Origin of the sequence: Rathayibacter sp. PhB1 (assembly GCF_004362935.1) — a bacterium.
GTDB classification, from domain to species: domain Bacteria; phylum Actinomycetota; class Actinomycetes; order Actinomycetales; family Microbacteriaceae; genus Rathayibacter; species Rathayibacter festucae.
In genome coordinates this window covers 666,072-684,196 of record NZ_SNYD01000002.1, presented here as the reverse complement: position 1 = coordinate 684,196, position 18,125 = coordinate 666,072, and the positions used below count along the sequence as shown (strand labels likewise).

Genomic DNA, 18,125 nt, shown 5'->3' with positions numbered 1-18,125 from the left:
GTCTGCGAGCGTGCCCGAATTCCCAGCGCCGTCCCAGCTCCCGGAGGAGTTCCGCGCCGCGGTCGACTCCCTGCGCCGCGCGACGACCCGCTCCGAGCTCACCGTCTCCGAGATCGCCTCGCCGGCCGGACTCGCGCCCTACGCCGTCGCCCTCTCCGGCGACGTCTCGCCGCGCGCCCACGGCCGCGACTCCGAGCTGGGCACCGGGCGCTTCATCCTGCTCTACGACCCCGAGGAGCCGGAGCAGTGGGGCGGCCCGTTCCGCGTCGTCTGCTTCGCCCAGGCCCCGCTCGAGATCGAGATCGGCACCGATCCCTTCCTCGCCGAGGTCGCCTGGTCCTGGCTGATGGACGCCCTCGAGGTCCGCGGTGCCTTCTACACCGCCGCCTCCGGCACCGCGACCAAGGTCCTCTCCACCGGATTCGGCGAGCTCGCCGCCCAGGGCGACGGCGCGCAGATCGAGATCCGGGCCTCCTGGAGCCCCGAGGATGCGCAGCTCGCTCCCCACGTGGAAGGCTGGGGGGAGCTGTTGTGCATGCTCGCGGGCCTCCCGCCCGTATCGGGCGACGGTGTGACCTCGCTCGCCTTCCGACGGAACAACCGTGACTGATTACCGTGTCCTCTCCACCCCCGACGAGTTCCTCGCCGCGGTCGACGCCCTCGCCGCCGGCGAGGGTCCCGTCGCCGTCGACGCCGAGCGCGCCTCCGGCTTCACCTACTCGCAGCGCGCGTACCTGATCCAGGTCTACCGCCGCGGCGCCGGAGCGTTCCTCTTCGACCCGCCCGCGATCGGCCGGATGGACGCCCTCCAGGCCGTGATCGGCGAGGAGGAGTGGATCCTGCACGCCGCCAGCCAGGACCTCGCCTGCCTGCGCGAGGTCGGCCTCGACCCGGTGCGCATCTTCGACACCGAGCTCGCCGCGCGCCTGCTCGGCCTGCCCAAGGTCGGCCTCGGCGCCGTCGTCGAGGACCTGCTCGGCATCCACCTCGCCAAGGAGCACTCGGCCGCCGACTGGTCGACCCGCCCGCTCCCGCAGAGCTGGCTCGTCTACGCCGCGAAGGACGTCGAGCTGCTGCCCGACCTGCGCGACCGGATGGCCGAGATGCTGGTCGAGGCCCGGAAGACCCGGATCGCCCGCGAGGAGTTCGAGGCGACCCTGGCGCGGCAGCCCAAGCCGGTCCCGGCCGAGCCGTGGCGCCGCCTCTCGGGGATGCACGCCCTGCGCGGACCCCGCGCCCTCGCGATCGCCCGCGAGCTCTGGCTGACCCGCGACGCCTTCGCCCGCGAGCGCGACATCGCGCCCGGCCGGCTGATCCCCGACTCCTCGATCATCGCCGTCTCGCGCAACGTCCCCACGAGCCTCGGCCAGCTCTCCGGCCGCCGCGACTTCACCGGCCGTGCCAGCCGCGGCGAGGTCGAGCGCTGGTGGGCCGCGATCGAGCGCGGTCAGAGCACCGAGGACCTGCCCGGCCCCGTCCGTCCCGCCGCCGACACCCTGCCGCCGCCGCGCGCCTGGGGCGACCGCAACCCGGCCGCCGACGCCAGGCTGAAGGCTGCCCGCGCCGTCGTCGGCGAGATCGCCGAGCTGCTCTCGCTCCCGGTCGAGAACCTGCTCACGCCCGAGCTGGTCCGCCGCCTCGCCTGGAACCCGCCGGAGCCGCTCGACCGGGACTCCGTCGCCGCCGAGCTGGAGCGCGCCGGCGCCCGCTCCTGGCAGATCGACGCGACCGCCGGCTCGCTCGCCACCGCGTTTGTGGAAGCCGGGCAAGCACCCGTCGAGGGCACGGAACCCGCTTCGTAGGAAGAAGCAAAGGATTCCGGCGCCCGTCGCCGCCTTCCTACGATCGGAAGGACGTCCGGTTTCCGAGAGGGCGTCCCGTTTTCAGGAGGCACTGTGGCCGAGAGATCCGAAGTCGTGTTCGTCGACGGAGTCCGTACTCCGTTCGGGCGAGCCGGTGAGAAGGGCATGTACTGGCAGACCCGGGCCGACGACCTCGTCGTCAAGGCCATGATCGGTCTGCTGGAGCGCAACACCGCCCTGCCGAAGGAGCGCGTGGACGAGGTCGCCATCGCCGCGACCACCCAGCAGGGCGACCAGGGCCTGACCCTCGGCCGCACCGCCGCGCTCCTCGCGGGCCTGCCGCGCTCGGTCCCCGGCTACGCGATCGACCGGATGTGCGCGGGAGCGATGACCTCGGTCACCACGACCGCCGGCGGCATCGCCTTCGGCGCCTACGACGTCGTCATCGCCGGCGGCGTCGAGCACATGGGCCGCCACCCGATGGGCTTCAACGCCGACCCCAACCCGCGCTTCCTCTCCGAGCGCCTGGTCGGCGAGGAGGCCCTGAACATGGGCAAGACCGCGGAGAAGATCCACGACCGCTTCCCGCAGCTCACCAAGAGCCGCTCCGACCACTACGCCCTGCGCAGCCAGCAGAAGCTGGCCGAGGCCTACCGCAACGGCGACATCCAGCCCGATCTCGTCCCGGTCGCCACCCGCAGCGCCGCCGGCTGGGGCCTCGCCACCGCCGACGAGGCGCCCCGCCCCGAGACCACCCTCGAGGGGCTGGCGAATCTGCGCACCCCATTCCGCCCGCACGGCCGGGTCACCGCCGGCAACTCCTCCGGTCTCAACGACGGCGCCGCCGTCTCGCTGCTCGCCAGCGCCGACGCCGCGAAGGAGCTGGGCCTCCCCGAGAAGATGCGCCTGGTCAGCTTCGCCTTCGCCGGCGTCGAGCCCGAGATCATGGGCATCGGCCCGGTCCCCTCGACCGAGAAGGCGCTGAAGAAGGCCGGGCTCGGCATCGAGGACATCGGCCTCTTCGAGCTCAACGAGGCCTTCGCCGTGCAGGTGCTCTCCTTCCTCGACCACTTCGGCATCGACGACGACGACCCGCGGGTCAACGAGTACGGCGGCGCGATCGCGATCGGCCACCCGCTCGCCTCCTCGGGTGTCCGGCTGATGATCCAGCTCGCCCGCCAGTTCGAGGCGCACCCCGAGGTCCGCTACGGCCTGACCGCGATGTGCGTCGGTCTCGGCCAGGGCGGCTCGGTCATCTGGGAGAACCCGCACTTCGACGGCAAGCGCGCACGACGGAAGGGACGCTGACCCATGCTCGAAGGATTCGAGGACCTGGTCGAACTCGCCGAGGGCGAGGTCGTCACCCACTCCTACGTCCGCGACGTCCCGCTCCCCAGCGGCCGCGTCCTGGCGCTGATCACGCTCGACAACGACCGCGACCACACCCGGCCGAGCACCTTCGGCCCCGCCGGGCTGTTCGAGCTGGCCGACGTGCTGCTCGCCCAGCAGGCGCGCGCGAAGGCCGGCGAGATCCAGGCGGTCGGCGTGACGGGCAAGCCGTTCATCCTCGCCGCCGGCGCCGACCTCAGCAAGGTCGGCAGCATCCCGAGCCACGAGATCGGACGCCAGCTGGCGCGCTTGGGCCACAGGACCCTCGGCCTGCTGTCCGAGCTCGGCGTCCCCTCGTTCGTCTTCATCAACGGGCTCGCGCTCGGCGGCGGCACCGAGATCGCGCTGAACGCCGACTACCGCACCGTCGACGCCTCGATCCCCGCGCTCGGGCTGCCCGAGGTCTTCCTCGGCATCATCCCCGGCTGGGGCGGCGCCTGGCTGCTGCCGAACCTGATCGGCATCGAGAACGCCCTGAAGGTGATCGTCGAGAACCCGCTGAAGAACAACCGGACCCTCAAGGGCCAGGACGTCTTCGACCTCGGCATCGCCGACGCGATCTTCCCCTCCGCGAGCTTCCTCGAGAACTCGCTGGTCTGGGCCGACGGCGTCCTCGGCGGGACCGTCGAGGTCAAGCGGCCGAACGTGCCCGGGAAGATCGAGCGGCTGGTCAAGTGGGACGCCGCGATCGCGATCGCCCGCAAGCAGCTCGAGTCGAAGATCGGCACCGTCGCCGCGTCGCCCTACCGCGCGCTCGACCTGCTGAAGGCCGCCAAGAGCAGCACCCGCGAGGAGGGCTTCGCCGCCGAGGACGAGGCGCTGGCCGACCTCGTCTCCGGGGATCAGTTCCGCGCGAGCATCTACGCCTTCGACCTGGTGCAGAAGCGGGCGAAGCGCCCCGCCGGCGCGCCGGACAAGAGCCTCGCCAAGCCGGTCACCAAGGTCGGCGTCATCGGCGCGGGTCTGATGGCCACGCAGTTCGCGCTGCTCTTCGTCCGCCGCCTCCAGGTGCCGGTCGTCATCACCGACCTCGACCAGGAGCGGGTGGACCGCGGCGTCGCGAGCATCGTCGGCGAGATCGACACCCTGCTCGCCAAGGGCCGCCTCTCGCCGGACGACGCGAACCGCCTCCGCGGTCTCGTCACCGGCACCACCGACCGCGCCGACTTCGCCGACGCCGACTGGGTGATCGAGGCCGTCTTCGAGGAGCTCTCCGTCAAGCAGGAGGTCTTCGCCGACATCGAGCGCTACGTGTCCCCCACCGCGGTCCTCGCGACCAACACGTCGTCGCTCTCGGTCGAGCGGATCGGCGAGCGGCTGCAGCACCCGGAGCGCCTGGTCGGCTTCCACTTCTTCAACCCGGTCGCGGTGATGCCGCTGATCGAGGTCGTGAACACGCCGCAGACCGACGACGAGACGCTGTCGACCGCGATGGTCACGGCGGCGAAGCTGAAGAAGAACGCCGTCATCACCCGCGACACCCCGGGCTTCGTGGTCAACCGCGTGCTGGCGAAGGTGCTCGGCGAGGCGATGCACGCCGTCGACACCGGCACCCCGTTCGAGGTCGTCGAGGCCTCGCTCGAGCCGTTCGGCCTGCCGATGACGCCGTTCGAGCTGCTCGAGCTCGTCGGACTCAAGGTCGGCGCGCACGTGCTCGACACGCACCACGCGGCCTTCCCGGACCGCTTCTACGACAGCGCCAACCTGCACCGCCTGGCGGAGCTCGGGCACGTCTTCGAGCGCGACGCCAAGGGCCGGGTGAAGGGCGTGGACAAGCGCGCCGTCGCCATCGTCAAGGGCGGCTCCGACCCGATGACCGCCGAGGAGCTGCGGCTGCGCGTCGAGACCGGCCTCGCCGACGAGGTGAAGCGGATGCTGGACGACGACGTCGTGCACGCCGCGGAGGACATCGACCTCTGCCTCATCCTCGGCGCCGGCTACCCGTTCCAGATGGGCGGCCTGACGCCCTACCTCGACCGCGTCGGCGCGAGCGAGCGGGCCTTCGGCGGCACGTTCCACGACCCGGCCATCCGCGGGGTCCAGTAGCCGCAGGAACGCAGGAGGGCGCCCACCGGTCCGGTGGGCGCCCTCTCTCGTGCGTGGAGCGTGCTCAGTCCTTGAGCACTCAGTCCTCGACCACTCAGTCCTCGAGCACTCAGTCCTTGCGCGCGTCGTCGTGCGCCGCGACCTCTTCGGGCAGCGGGCGCGCGACCGGGATCTTGCTGCCGAGCACCTGGGCGACGACGTCGCGGGCGATGTGCTGCGGAGTCAGTCCGACGTCCTCGAGGATCTCCTCGCGCTTCGCGTGGTCGAGGAACTGGTCCGGCAGCCCCAGCTCGGTGACGGCCGTGTCGACGCCGGCGTCGCGGAGGTCCTGGCGGATCCGGGTGCCGATGCCGCCGACGCGGACGCCGTCCTCGATCGAGATCACGAGTCGGTGCTCGGCCGCGAGGTCGATGACGCTGCGCGGCACCGGCACGACCCAGCGCGGGTCGACGACGGTGGCGCCGATGCCCTGCGCGGCGAGCCGCTGCGCGACGTCGAGGCCCATCGCCGCCATCGGGCCGACGGTGACGATCAGCACGTCCTGCCGCTCCGAGCGCAGCAGCACGTCCACGCCGTCGTCGAGGCGCTCGAGCGCGTCGATCTCGTCGCCGACGTTGCCCTTGGAGAAGCGCACGACGGTGGGGGCGTCCTTCACGCCGACGGCCTCGCGCAGCTCCTCGCGCAGCCGGACGGAGTCGCGGGGCGCGGCGAGGCGGATGTTCGGGACGACCTGGAGGATCGCGAGGTCCCACATGCCGTGGTGGCTCGGGCCGTCGGGGCCGGTGACCCCGGCGCGGTCGAGCACGAAGGTGACGCCGGCGCGGTGCAGCGCCACGTCCATCAGGACCTGGTCGAAGGCGCGGTTGACGAAGGTCGCGTAGAGCGCGACGACCGGGTGCAGGCCGCCGAAGGCGAGGCCGGCGGCGGAGGTCACGGCGTGCTGCTCGGCGATGCCGACGTCGAACACGCGGTCCGGGTACTTCTCGGCGAGGCGGTCGAGGCCGACCGGGCGGAGCATCGCGGCGGTGATGCCGACGATCGTCGGGTCCTCGTCCGCGAGGGTGACGATCTCCTCGGCGAAGACCGAGGTCCAGGAGCGGGCGCCGCTCGCGCTGAGCGGCTCGCCGGTCTCGGGATCGATCTGGCCGACCGCGTGGAACTGGTCGGCGAGGTCCTGGACGGCGGGCTCGAAGCCCTTGCCCTTCTGCGTGATCGCGTGCACGATCACGGGCGTGCCGTAGTCCTTGGCCTGCTGGAGCGCCTCCTCCATCGCGGTGAGGTCGTGTCCGTCGATCGGGCCGAGGTACTTGATGTCGAGGTTGGAGTACAGCGCCTCGTTGTTGATGAAGCGGCTGAGGAAGCCGTGCAGGCCGCCGCGCACTCCGCGGTAGACCGCGGCCGCGGGGCCGCCCAGGCGCTCGGAGACGGCGCGGGAGCCGCGGTGCAGCGTCCGGTAGGTGCGCCGGGTGCGGACGCCGTTGAGGAAGCGCGCCATGCCGCCGATGGTCGGGGCGTAGGAGCGGCCGTTGTCGTTGACGACGATGACGAGACCGCGGGAGTTGTCGTCGCTGATGTTGTTCAGCGCCTCCCAGGTCATCCCGCCGGTGAGCGCGCCGTCGCCGACGACCGCGACCACGTGGCGGTCCGTCTGCCCGGTCATCGTGAAGGCCCGCGAGATGCCGTCCGCCCAGGACAGCGAGCTGGAGGCGTGCGAGCTCTCGACGATGTCGTGCGGCGACTCGGAGCGCTGCGGGTAGCCGGCGAGTCCGCCGCGCTGACGGAGGCCGGAGAAGTCCTGGCGACCGGTCAGCAGCTTGTGCACGTAGGACTGGTGCCCCGTGTCGAAGATGATCGCGTCGTGCGGCGAGTCGAAGACCCGGTGGATCGCGATGGTCGTCTCGACGACGCCGAGGTTCGGGCCGAGGTGGCCGCCGGTCTTGGACACCTCGCGCACGAGGAAGTCGCGGATCTCCAGCGCCAGCGTCTCGAGCTCGGTCCGGGTCAGGCGGTCGAGGTCGCGCGGTCCGGAGATGGTCTCGAGAACAGCCATTCGCGCCGCCTTTCCGGGGGATGTCTGAGGGGTGTGGACGTCTCCCGAGTCTACGCACGGGGTCCGGTGGAACAGGTGCGCGCCTCCCCGGCTTGCAGGGAGGCGCGCAGATCTGCTCGGAATCAGACCAGGGAGCGCAGCACGTACTGCAGGATCCCGCCGTTGCGGTAGTAGTCCGCCTCCCCGGGGGTGTCGATGCGGACGACCGCGTCGAACTCGATCGGCTGCTTGCCCTCGGGCGAGTCGGACGTCGGCGAGGCGACGACGTGGACCGTCTTCGGGGTCACGCCCTCGTTCAGCGCCTCGATGCCCGAGATGCTGATCGACTCCGTGCCGTCGAGCCCGAGCGAGGCCCAGGTCTCGCCCTGCGGGAACTGCAGCGGGACGACGCCCATGCCGATCAGGTTCGAGCGGTGGATCCGCTCGAAGCTCTCGACGATGACCGCCTTGACGCCCAGGAGGCTGGTGCCCTTCGCCGCCCAGTCGCGCGACGAGCCGGAGCCGTACTCCTTGCCGCCGAGGATCACCAGCGGGGTGCCCTGCGCCTGGTAGTTCTGCGACGCGTCGTAGATGAACGACTGCGGGCCGCCCTCCTGCGTGAAGTCCCGGGTGTAGCCGCCCTCCACGTTGTCCAGGAGCTGGTTGCGCAGGCGGATGTTCGCGAACGTGCCGCGGATCATCACCTCGTGGTTGCCGCGGCGCGAGCCGTAGGAATTGTAGTCCTTGCGGTCCACGCTGTGCTCGGCGAGGTACTGACCGGCCGGGCTGTCCGCCTTGATCGAGCCGGCGGGGCTGATGTGGTCGGTGGTGACCGAGTCGCCCAGCTTGGCGAGCACGCGGGCGTCGGCGATGTCGGTGACCGGAGTCGTCTCCATCGTCATGCCGTCGAAGTACGGGGGCTTCCGCACGTAGGTGGAGTCCTCGTCCCACTCGAAGATCGAGCCCTCGGGGGTCTGCAGCGAGCGCCAGCGCTCGTCGCCGTCGAACACGCCGGCGTACTGCGTGTCGAACATCGACTTGTCGATCGAGGAGTCGATCGTCGCCTGGACCTCGGCCGCGTCGGGCCAGATGTCCTTGAGGAAGACGTCGTTGCCGTCGGTGTCGGTGCCCAGGGCGTCGACCTCGAAGTCGAAGTTCATCGAGCCGGCGAGGGCGTAGGCGATGACCAGCGGCGGGCTCGCCAGGTAGTTCATCTTCACGTCGGGGTTGATGCGGCCCTCGAAGTTGCGGTTGCCCGAGAGGACGGCAGTGACGGCGAGGTCGTTCTCCTGCACCGCGGTCGAGATCTCCTCGAGCAGCGGACCGGAGTTGCCGATGCAGGTGGTGCAGCCGTAGCCGACCGTGAAGAAGCCGAGGGCCTCGAGCGACTCGGTGAGCCCGGCCTTCTCGTAGTAGTCGGTGACGACCTTCGAGCCCGGCGCCAGCGTGGTCTTGACCCACGGCTTGGCCTTCAGGCCCTTCTGCGCCGCGTTGCGGGCCAGCAGGCCGGCCGCGAGCATCACCGAGGGGTTCGACGTGTTGGTGCAGGAGGTGATCGCGGCGATCGCGACGGCGCCGTGGTCGATGGTGAAGCTCTCGTGGCCCTCGCCCAGCTCGACGGTGGTCGGCTTGGACGCGGTGGTCGGCGCGTGCGAACGGTGGGTGTGCGAGTGCGAGCTGTACTCGTCCTGCGGCTGGAGCTCGCCGGGGTCCGACGCGGGGAACGACTCGGCGAGGGTGAGGTCGACGATGTCGTGGGTGACGTCGGTGTAGTTGTTGAGGTCCGACTCGAACTGCGTCTTCGCCGAGGTGAGCTCGATGCGGTCCTGCGGGCGCTTCGGCCCGGCGATCGAGGGGACGACCGTGCTGAGGTCCAGCTCGAGGTACTCGCTGAAGACCGGCTCGACCGCGGGGTCGTGCCAGAGCTTCTGCAGCTTGGAGTACTGCTCGACCAGGGCGATCTGCTCGTCGCTGCGGCCGGTGAGGCGCAGGTAGTCGAGGGTCACGTCGTCGATGGGGAACATCGCGGCGGTGGAGCCGAACTCGGGGCTCATGTTGCCGATGGTGGCGCGGTTGGCGAGCGGCACCTGGGCGACGCCGGCGCCGTAGAACTCGACGAACTTGCCGACGACGCCGTGCTTGCGCAGCATCTCGGTGATCGTCAGGACGACGTCGGTGGCGGTCACGCCGGCCGGGATGGCACCGGAGAGCTTGAAGCCGACGACCTTGGGGATGAGCATCGAGACGGGCTGGCCGAGCATGGCCGCCTCGGCCTCGATGCCGCCGACGCCCCAGCCGAGCACGCCGAGGCCGTTCACCATGGTGGTGTGCGAGTCGGTGCCGACGCAGGTGTCGGGGTAGGCGCGGAGGACGCCGCCGACCTCGCGGGTCATCGTGACGCGGGCCAGGTACTCGATGTTGACCTGGTGGACGATGCCGGTTCCGGGCGGGACGACCTTGAAGTCGTCGAACGCGGTCTGGCCCCAGCGGAGGAACTGGTAGCGCTCGCCGTTCCGCTCGTACTCGAGCTCGACGTTGCGCTCGAGGGCGTCGGGGGTGCCGAAGAGGTCCGCGATGACCGAGTGGTCGATGACCATCTCGGCGGGCGCGAGCGGGTTGATCCTGTTCGCGTCGCCACCGAGGGCCGCGACGGCCTCGCGCATGGTGGCGAGGTCGACGATGCAGGGCACGCCGGTGAAGTCCTGCATCACGACGCGCGCGGGCGTGAACTGGATCTCGGTGTCGGGCTCCGACTCCGGGACCCACTCGCCCAGGGCGCGGATGTGATCGGCCGTGATGTTGGCGCCGTCCTCCGTGCGGAGCAGGTTCTCGAGCAGCACCTTCAGGCTGAACGGGAGCTTCTCGTGACCGGGGACCCGGTCGATGCGGAACACCTCGTAGTCGGTCGAGCCGACCTTCAGGTTGTCTTTCGATCCAAAGCTGTCTACCGCGGACACGTCGCCCTCTCCTTCGCTGACGTGGGCTCCGCCGACGGGCGCACCCACATATCCGTCTCCATCTTGGCGACCGCGCACAGCGCCCCGCCACCAAGGAGGACCTAACTATTTATCTTGACGTCGAGACAACTCTACGCGCGTTCCGTGGGCGGAGCCGCCTCGTCCCGCTCCGCCGCGCCGCGGTACTCCGCGCGCACGGCCAGGACGGTGAGCACCAGCAGCGGTGCGTAGAGGGGCAGGCCGAGCACGAGCTTCCAGGTGCCCAGGGCCGTGGCGTCGCCGGCGAGGAAGAGCGGGTACTGCACCGCGAGCCGGACGAAGAACAGCGCCGCCCAGGCGAGCGTCAGCAGCGAGAAGAGCCGGCGCTTCCGGCGGTCGTCCCGCCAGGCCGTGCCGTCGCCCATCAGGTAGCCGGCCGCGACGCCGATCAGGGGCCAGCGCGCGAGCACCGACACCAGGAAGACGAGGCCGTAGACGAGGTTGGTGATCAGCCCGGGCACGAAGTTGTCGACGGCGCGGCCGGTGATCAGTGCGAGGGCGGCCGAGATCACGACGCCGAGCAGACCGCCGACCGCCTGGATGACCGGGGTGCGCCCGAGGATCCGCGCGACGGTGAACAGCACGGCCATCCCGACCGAGGCGACCAGCGAGAGCACGAGCTCTCCCGTGATCGTGAAGAGGAGGACGAAGGCGACCCCGGGCACGACGGCCTCGAGGATGCCGCGGACACCGCCCATCGAGCCGAGCAGTGCACGGCCGTCGAACGGCTCGCCGTCGGCGACGACGCCGAGTCCGGAGCGGCGGGCGGCCTTCGCGATCGCCTCGCCGACCTCCGGCTGGACAGCACGCTCGGGCCGCTCGGGCTGATCGGCGCGCTCGGGCTGCGGGTCGCCCTCGGCGCCCATCCCGCTCAGCTCGCGCTCTGCTGGGTCTGGCCGCTGTCCGGCATCTTGAGCGGGATGAGGTCGCGCGGGGGCATCGGGCCGGAGCCGCGCACCACGACGACACTGCGGAAGAGGTCCTCGACGGCGGCCGCGGCCTGCTCGTCGGTGGCCCCCGCGCCGGCGATCACGCCGCGGAGGAACCAGCGCGGACCGTCGACGCCGACGAAGCGCGCGACGCGCACGCCGCCGCCGGCCAGCGGGAGCTGCGCGACGATCTCCGGGCCGAAGACGCCCTCGCGCTCCTCGGTGCTGCCGCCCTGGCGGCCGATCTGCTCCGCGATCTGCCCGCGGATCTCGTGCCAGAGACCCGAGGATCGCGGCGCCGCGAACGGCTGCACCTGGAGGGTGGACCCGGCGTAGTCGAGGCCGACGGCGATGACGCGCTTGGTCGCCTCCTCGACCTCGAGGCGGATGTGCATGCCCTCGCGGGGCAGCACCTTCACCCCGCCGAGGTCGATGTAGGGGCGGACCGGGTTGGCCTCGCGCTCGTCGAGCGGGCCGGCCTCGGCGCGGTCGGCGGGCGCGGACTTCTCGAAGTCCTGCGCGGCGGTCTCGACGGCCGCGTCCTCGGTGCCGGCGGGCTGGATGTCGCTCATGCGTTCTCCTCGTTGGTGCGGGCGTCTGCTGGTGCTGCGGTGGCGTAGCCGGTCGAGCCGAAGCCGCCGGTGCCGCGGACGGAGTCCGGCAGCTCCTCGACGGCGGTGAAGCGGGCCCGGACGACGGGCAGGATGACGAGCTGTGCGATCCGGTCGCCCGCGGCGATCCGGTACGGCTCGCGCGCGTCGGTGTTCAGGAGCGCCACGCGGATCTCGCCGCGGTAGCCGGCGTCGATGGTGCCTGGCGCGTTCACGATCGTGAGGCCGTGCTTGAAGGCCAGCCCGCTGCGCGGCACGACGAAGCCGACGTGACCGTCGGGCAGGGCGATCGAGACTCCGGTGCCGACGCTCGCCCGCTCACCGGGAGCGAGCACGAGCTCCTCCGTGGAGCGCAGATCGGCTCCGGCGTCACCGGGGTGGGCGTAGAACGGGACCTCGTCCGCGCGGATCGGGACGTCGACGGTTTCGTTCACGTGACGAGGGTAGACCAATCGTCTGATGCAATAGGGACATGCCGTCCTACCGAGAGAGGCTGTGGCCCGCGCCCTGGCTCTTCGTCTCCACCGCCCTCGTGATCCCCGCCAGCATCCTGGTCTTCGCGCCGATCAACCTGTCCGTCGGCTTCCTCGTCGCGCTGGTGCTCTACGGCGGCACCGTCGGCACGCTGCTGGCCACGTCGCCGACCATCGAGGTCGTCGACGGCGAGCTGCGGGCCGGCCGCGCGCACATCCCGCTCGAGCTGGTGGGCGACGCGGTCGCCTTCACCGGCGAGCGGGCGTTCGCTCAGCGCGGACCGCGATTGGACGCCAGGGCGTTCCTCGTCATCCGCGGCTGGGTGCGCGACGTCGTGCGGGTCCCGATCGAGGACCCTGCCGACCCGACGCCGTACTGGCTGCTGTCGAGCAGGCGCCCCAACGACGTCGTCGCCGCGATCCGGGAGGGATCACGGCGACGGGGCGCTGGTCTTTCGGAGCCGGGAGAGGCCTAGGCGGCGCACTCCAGGCAGATCGGGCCGAGCTTCTCCTCGTGGTCGATCTGCGAGCGGTGCTTCACCAGGAAGCAGCTGACGCACGTGAACTCGTCCGCCTGCGGCGGAAGGACCACGACGTCCAGATCGAGGTCGGACAGATCGGCACCGGGCAGTTCGAATCCGCCCGGGTTGTCGGCGTCATCGACGTCGACGACACCAGACATCTTGTCGGGGACTCGCTCCTTCAGGGCCTCGATCGACTCGGAGTCGTCATCGGTCTTGCGGGGGGCGTCGTAGTCCGTAGCCATTCCCATCCACTTCTTAAATTCAGTCGTTCAACAAATCGGCGGGGACAGTGTGCATCAAGAAGTATCGATGCGCAAACCGCTTCGAACGCGTCTTGACAGCCGCTGCCGCGCCCTCCTCCGCACCAACTTTCGACCCGCCCGCGGTATTCCCGGGGAACGGCCCGTCGGCGTGCGATCCTGAGCCGGTTCGCGGCAGGCACGGGCTCGTCCGCGGCCAGAAGGAGGTCCAGCACGATGATGGAACTGAAGGTGATCGGCGTCGAGAGCGGATCGCTCGTCCTCGTCTCGGACGGCGGTGAGCGGTTCTCCGTCCGCATCGACGAGACGCTGCAGAGCCAGCTGCGCCCGCGCGTGCACTCGCTGCCCCCGCGGGAGAAGCGCGTGTCGCCCCGCGAGATCCAGTCGCACATCCGCTCGGGCCTCTCCGCCGAGGAGGTCGCCGAGCTCACCGGCGCCGACCTCGACTACGTCGCCCGCTTCGAGGGCCCGGTCACGGCCGAGCGCGAGCACATCGTCGCCTCCGCCCTGGCGGTCCGCGTCTACACCAGCGCCGACCCCGACCCGCTCGAGGAGGGCACGCCCTTCGGCGACGTCATCCGCGAGCGCCTGGGCGCCCTCGGCGCCGACGGCGAGCAGTGGTCGAGCTGGAAGGAGGAGGAGGGCTGGGTCGTCAAGCTGCTCTTCCGCTCCGACGAGATCGACCACGACGCCCGCTGGCGCTTCGACCCCAAGAAGGCGCTCCTCTCCCCCCTCACCGCCGAGGCGACCACGCTCTCGCAGCAGGGCGAGATCCGGCCGACGCTCATCCCGCGCCTGCGCGCCGTCATCCCCGCCGCGGTCGACGAGCTGGCGACCCGCTTCGACACCGACGCCTTCGCGAAGCCCGCGGAGCCGTCGCGCCCCGAGCGCCCGGGCTCCGAGCGAGCGGGCTCCGAGCGCCAGGGGCCCTCGCGCCTCCCGCACTCCCGCCCCGCCGCCTCCCGACCCTCCGACACCGAGCCGCAGCCGGCCCTCTCGGACACGCCGCGTCCGGTCTCGACGCTCCCCCGCCCGGTGACCAGCACGACCGAGCAGCGCGAGCGCAACCTCAACGACACGGCCGATCTCCTCGACGCGCTTCGTCGCCGGCGCGGCGAGCGCGACCACGCCTCCTCGGCGCGGGTGCGCGAGGAGCCGCAGCCGGAGGCCCCCGCGGTCGTCGCCCCGAAGGCCCCCGAGCCCGAGCGCCCCGCGGCACCCGCCGCCGAGCACCCCGCCGCGAGCGGACGCACCTCGATGCGCCGCGGCCGGGCCGCCATCCCCAGCTGGGACGAGATCGTCTTCGGGGCCCGCAGCGACGACTGACCGGTCGACGACTGACCGGTCGACGCCGGAGAGGGCGAGCGCGCTCCCGGGACTCAGATCCCGGAGAGCGCGCCGAAGCCGAGCAGCGGCACCTGGGTCTCCTCGGGGGTGAGCGAGCCGTGCTGGCCGATCATCGACCGGCCGGAGGCGTCCTCCGCCGAGTAGTAGGCGATCGCCTTCCGCGCGGCGACGAAGACGTCGCCCATCCGCTCCGCCGCCGGAGCGCCGATCTCGCCGAACCAGCCGCTCGCCGCGACCTCGTCGCGCGTCGCGATCCAGGCCCGGGAGCCCTCCGCCTCGATCCAGCGCGCCGCGACCACCGCGGGATCGACCCCGGCCTCGAGGTGCAGCTGCAGGCAACGCGGCTCGCCGGCCAGGTGGCGCACGCCCTTGAGGAGCGCAGGATCGCGCACGAGGACGTGCGACGAGGCGGGCACGTCGAGGACGCCGTGGTCGGCGGTGACGAGCACGCCCTCGCGGCCGGAGAGTCCGCGGACGAACGCCGCGACCTCGCCGTCGAGCTGCTCCAGGGCCGTCGTCCACTCCGGCGACTCCCAGCCGCGGGCGTGCGCGGTCATGTCGAGCTCGGGGACGTAGAGGTAGACCAGCTGGCGGCCGCCGCGGTCGAGGAGGTCGCGCGCCGCGGTGAAGCGCTCGGCGACTCCCCCGGCGACCCGGTACTCGGCGCCGCGCAGGATCGCCCGGGTGAGCCCCGAGTGCGCGTAGCGGGCGGCGCCGATGACGCTGGCCGCGACGCCCGCCTCGACGGCCCGCTCGAAGACGGTGGGGTGCGGCTGCCACTGCTCGGGGACCATCCGGTCGTCCCAGCCGGAGAGCTGGTTCACCAGGCGGTCGTGCGCCCGGTCGAGCACGCGGTAGCCGACCATCCCGTGCTCCCCCGGGCGCCGGCCCGTGGTGAGGCTCGCGAGGGCCGCCGCGGTCGTCGTCGGGAAGCCGGAGGCGAGGGTCGTGGCCTTCGTGAGCGCGGGCGCGAGCGTGCGGGCGTGCCCGGCGCGCTGCCGCAGGTTGGCCGCTCCGAGCCCGTCCACCAGGACGACGACGATCCGCTCGACGCGCGGCGAGCCGAAGGTCCCCGGGCGGCCGAGGAGGGCGTCGAGAGCGCCGGGGAGGACGTCGGCGAGGCTCCGCCGCCCGGCGGGGACGGCCGGTAGCATGGGGGTCATCGCGCCCAGTTTCGCACGCTGCGCCCCTCCGCGGAGCGTGCCCCGCCGTGCCCGCGCCCGCTACCGAAGTGAGACATGAACGCTGCACCCCCTCCCTCCGGATCCTCCCTGACCGAGCGCATCGAGGACGTCGACGTCTCGGCCGAGATGGAGGGGTCGTTCCTCGAGTACGCCTACTCGGTGATCTACTCCCGCGCCCTGCCCGACGCCCGCGACGGCCTGAAGCCGGTGCAGCGCCGCATCCTCTACATGATGAGCGAGATGGGCCTGCGCCCCGATCGCGGCCACGTGAAGTCGGCCCGCGTCGTCGGCGAGGTGATGGGCAAGCTGCACCCGCACGGCGACGCCTCGATCTACGACTCGCTCGTGCGCCTCGCGCAGCCGTTCACGCTCCGGGTCCCGCTCGTCGACGGCCACGGCAACTTCGGCTCGCTCGACGACGGCCCCGCCGCCGCCCGCTACACCGAGGCCCGTCTCGCCGCCGCGGCGACGGCGATGACCGAGCACCTCGACGAGGACGTCGTGGATTTCGTCCCCAACTACGACAACTCGCACGACCAGCCCGAGGTGCTCCCCGCGGCGTTCCCGAACCTCCTCGTCAACGGCGCGAGCGGCATCGCGGTCGGCATGGCCACCAACATGGCCCCGCACAACCTGATCGAGGTGATCGGAGCGGCGCGGCACCTGATCGCGCACCCCGACGCCTCGCTGGACGACCTGATGTCGTTCGTCCCCGGCCCCGACTTCCCCAGCGGCGGCACGATCGTCGGGCTCGCCGGCGTCCGCGACGCCTACGCGACCGGCCGCGGCAGCTTCAAGACCCGCGCCCGCGTCTCGGTCGAGAGCATCACCGCCCGGAAGTCCGGCCTGGTCGTCACCGAGCTGCCCTACCTCGTCGGCGCCGAGAAGGTCATCGACAAGATCAAGGACGGCGTCCAGAACAAGAAGCTCAGCGGCATCGCCGACGTCACCGATCTCACCGACCGCGACAACGGCCTCCGCCTCGTGATCGGGATCAAGACCGGCTTCAGCCCGGAGGCTGTGCTCGAGCAGCTGTACCGCTACACCCCGCTCGAGGACGCCTTCTCGATCAACAACGTCGCCCTCGTCGACGGCCAGCCCCGCACGCTCGGCCTCAAAGAGCTGCTGCAGGTCTACGTCGGCCACCGCCTGACCGTGGTGACCCGCCGCTCCCGCTACCGCCTCCGGAAGCGCCAGGAGCGGCTGCACCTGGTCGAGGGACTGCTGATCGCGATCCTCGACATCGACGAGGTCATCCAGCTGATCCGCGCGAGCGACGACACCGCCGCCGCCCGGGCCCGGCTGATCGAGGTCTTCGACCTCAGCACGAACCAGGCCGACTACATCCTCGAGCTGCAGCTGCGCCGCCTGACGAGGTTCTCCCGGATCGAGCTCGAGACCGAGCGCGACACCCTCCTCGCCGAGATCGCCGAGCTCGAGGCGCTGCTGGCCAGCCGCAGCCGCCTCGAGGCGCTCGTGTCCGACGAGCTCGACGACGTCGCGCAGCGTCTCGGCACGCCGCGCCGGACGCTGCTCACCGAGGCGCGCCCCTCCGTCGCCACGACCGGCCGGAAGACCGCCGCCGTGCTCGAGATCGCCGACCTGCCGTGCCGAGTGCTGCTGAGCACCACCGGGCGGATGGTGCGCATCGACCGCGACCCGGAGGCCGCGCCGCACCCCGAGCGCGCGACCCGCCGCAGCAAGCACGACGCGGTGCTCAGCACGATCGACACCACCACGCGCGCCGAGATCGGCGCGGTGACGACCGCGGGCCGCCTGCTGCGCTTCTCCCCCGTCGACGTCCCGTCCGTCCCGTCCTCCTCAGTGCAGCTCGGCGCGGGCGTGCGGATGAGCGACTACCTCAGCCACCTCGCGAAGGACGAGCGCGTCCTCGCCCTCGTCGCCCTCGACGACCCGCGCCCGATCGCCCTGGGCACCCTGCAGGGCACGGTCAAGCGCGTCGCCCCGGGCGACCTGCCCAACCGCCCGGACATCGAGCTAATCGCCCTGCGGCCGAAGGACGCGGTCGTCGGCGCCGCGCCGTCGGCCGACGAGGACGAGCTCGTCTTCGTCACCGGTGAGGCCCAGCTGCTGCGCTTCTCCGCCTCGGCGGTTCGCCCGCAGGGCCGGACCGCGGCGGGCATGGCCGGTGTCAAGATCAGCGAGACCGACGAGGTCGTCTCCTTCGCGGTCGTCCCCGAGTCCGAGCGCGACGAGACCGTCGTCGCGACCGTCGCCGTCGACAGCTGGGCCCTCACCGGCACCGACACCGGCAGCGCCAAGGTGTCGGCGTTCTCGGAGTTCCCGCCCAAGGGCCGCGCGACCGGCGGCGTCCGCGCCCAGCGCTTCCTCAAGGGCGAGACCGCCCTCGGCGTCGCCTGGGTCGGCCCCGGCCCGGCGCACGCGCTCGAGGCCGACGGCAGCGTCGCGGCACTGCCCGACTCCGGGATGAAGCGCGACGGCTCCGGCGTCGCCCTCGCGGCCCCGGTCGCCAGCATCGGCGCGGCCCCCGAGCAGTTCTAGACCGTCGTCCCG

Annotated in this window: 14 protein-coding genes; 7 read left to right on the top strand and 7 right to left on the bottom strand. The window is 71.8% G+C overall.

Annotation, left to right across the window (positions count from 1 at the left end; all coding sequences use genetic code 11):
* The first annotated feature begins 10 nt into the window (after positions 1–10).
* The 4 genes from EDF17_RS07330 (at position 11) to EDF17_RS07315 (ending at position 5,237) form a co-directional block, all read left to right on the top strand.
* A complete protein-coding gene (locus EDF17_RS07330) occupies positions 11–610 on the top strand; it encodes a DUF3000 domain-containing protein (RefSeq protein WP_123445865.1) in 600 nt (199 codons plus the stop codon).
* Positions 603–1,802, top strand: a complete 1,200-nt coding sequence (locus tag EDF17_RS07325; protein ID WP_123445864.1) for a ribonuclease D — start codon at positions 603–605, stop codon at positions 1,800–1,802. Before EDF17_RS07330 ends, EDF17_RS07325 begins: the two co-directional genes overlap by 8 nt.
* A 93-nt stretch (positions 1,803–1,895) precedes the next feature.
* Positions 1,896–3,110: a thiolase family protein gene (locus EDF17_RS07320; RefSeq protein WP_123445863.1), complete on the top strand. Its 1,215-nt coding sequence runs from the start codon at positions 1,896–1,898 to the stop codon at positions 3,108–3,110.
* A gap of 3 nt (positions 3,111–3,113) precedes the next feature.
* On the top strand, positions 3,114–5,237 hold the full coding sequence (locus EDF17_RS07315; protein ID WP_123445862.1) for a 3-hydroxyacyl-CoA dehydrogenase NAD-binding domain-containing protein: 2,124 nt from the start codon (positions 3,114–3,116) through the stop codon (positions 5,235–5,237).
* Positions 5,238–5,346: 109 nt separating this feature from the next.
* On the opposite strand, the gene dxs is transcribed toward EDF17_RS07315, so the two are convergent.
* From dxs to dut, 5 genes are all read right to left on the bottom strand, one after another.
* A complete protein-coding gene (gene dxs, locus EDF17_RS07310) occupies positions 5,347–7,287 on the bottom strand; it encodes a 1-deoxy-D-xylulose-5-phosphate synthase (RefSeq protein WP_123445861.1) in 1,941 nt (646 codons plus the stop codon).
* Positions 7,288–7,409: 122 nt separating this feature from the next.
* Positions 7,410–10,223 carry an aconitate hydratase AcnA gene (acnA, locus tag EDF17_RS07305; RefSeq protein ID WP_123445860.1) on the bottom strand — a complete coding sequence of 938 codons (2,814 nt, stop codon included), beginning with the start codon at positions 10,221–10,223 and terminating at the stop codon, positions 7,410–7,412.
* Between the two features lie 131 nt (positions 10,224–10,354).
* Complete coding sequence (locus tag EDF17_RS07300) at positions 10,355–11,128, bottom strand: DUF3159 domain-containing protein (RefSeq protein WP_123445859.1); 774 nt, start codon at positions 11,126–11,128, stop codon at positions 10,355–10,357.
* A gap of 5 nt (positions 11,129–11,133) precedes the next feature.
* Entirely contained in the window at positions 11,134–11,763 is a 630-nt protein-coding gene (locus EDF17_RS07295; protein WP_123445858.1) for a DUF3710 domain-containing protein, read from the bottom strand.
* The gene (gene dut, locus EDF17_RS07290; RefSeq protein ID WP_123445857.1) at positions 11,760–12,236 is read right to left on the bottom strand and encodes a dUTP diphosphatase; all 477 of its coding nucleotides are present in this window, start codon (positions 12,234–12,236) and stop codon (positions 11,760–11,762) included. The genes EDF17_RS07295 and dut overlap by 4 nt, the downstream gene beginning before the upstream one ends.
* Positions 12,237–12,274: 38 nt before the next feature.
* On the opposite strand from dut, the gene EDF17_RS07285 reads away from it, so the two are divergent.
* Entirely contained in the window at positions 12,275–12,751 is a 477-nt protein-coding gene (locus EDF17_RS07285) for a DUF3093 domain-containing protein (RefSeq protein ID WP_123445856.1), read from the top strand.
* Here the strand turns inward: EDF17_RS07285 and EDF17_RS07280 are convergent.
* The gene (locus tag EDF17_RS07280) at positions 12,748–13,041 is read right to left on the bottom strand and encodes a DUF4193 domain-containing protein (protein ID WP_055792269.1); all 294 of its coding nucleotides are present in this window, start codon (positions 13,039–13,041) and stop codon (positions 12,748–12,750) included. The genes EDF17_RS07285 and EDF17_RS07280 overlap by 4 nt on opposite strands.
* Positions 13,042–13,275: 234 nt before the next feature.
* On the opposite strand from EDF17_RS07280, the gene sepH reads away from it, so the two are divergent.
* Complete coding sequence (sepH, locus tag EDF17_RS07275; RefSeq protein ID WP_123445855.1) at positions 13,276–14,385, top strand: septation protein SepH; 1,110 nt, start codon at positions 13,276–13,278, stop codon at positions 14,383–14,385.
* Positions 14,386–14,438: 53 nt separating this feature from the next.
* On the opposite strand, the gene EDF17_RS07270 is transcribed toward sepH, so the two are convergent.
* Positions 14,439–15,569 carry a nucleotide pyrophosphatase/phosphodiesterase family protein gene (locus tag EDF17_RS07270; protein WP_185019960.1) on the bottom strand — a complete coding sequence of 377 codons (1,131 nt, stop codon included), beginning with the start codon at positions 15,567–15,569 and terminating at the stop codon, positions 14,439–14,441.
* A gap of 75 nt (positions 15,570–15,644) precedes the next feature.
* Here EDF17_RS07270 and EDF17_RS07265 point away from each other — a divergent pair, with 75 nt between their 5' ends.
* Positions 15,645–18,113: a DNA topoisomerase (ATP-hydrolyzing) gene (locus EDF17_RS07265; protein WP_123445853.1), complete on the top strand. Its 2,469-nt coding sequence runs from the start codon at positions 15,645–15,647 to the stop codon at positions 18,111–18,113.
* Positions 18,114–18,125: the final 12 nt, after the last annotated feature.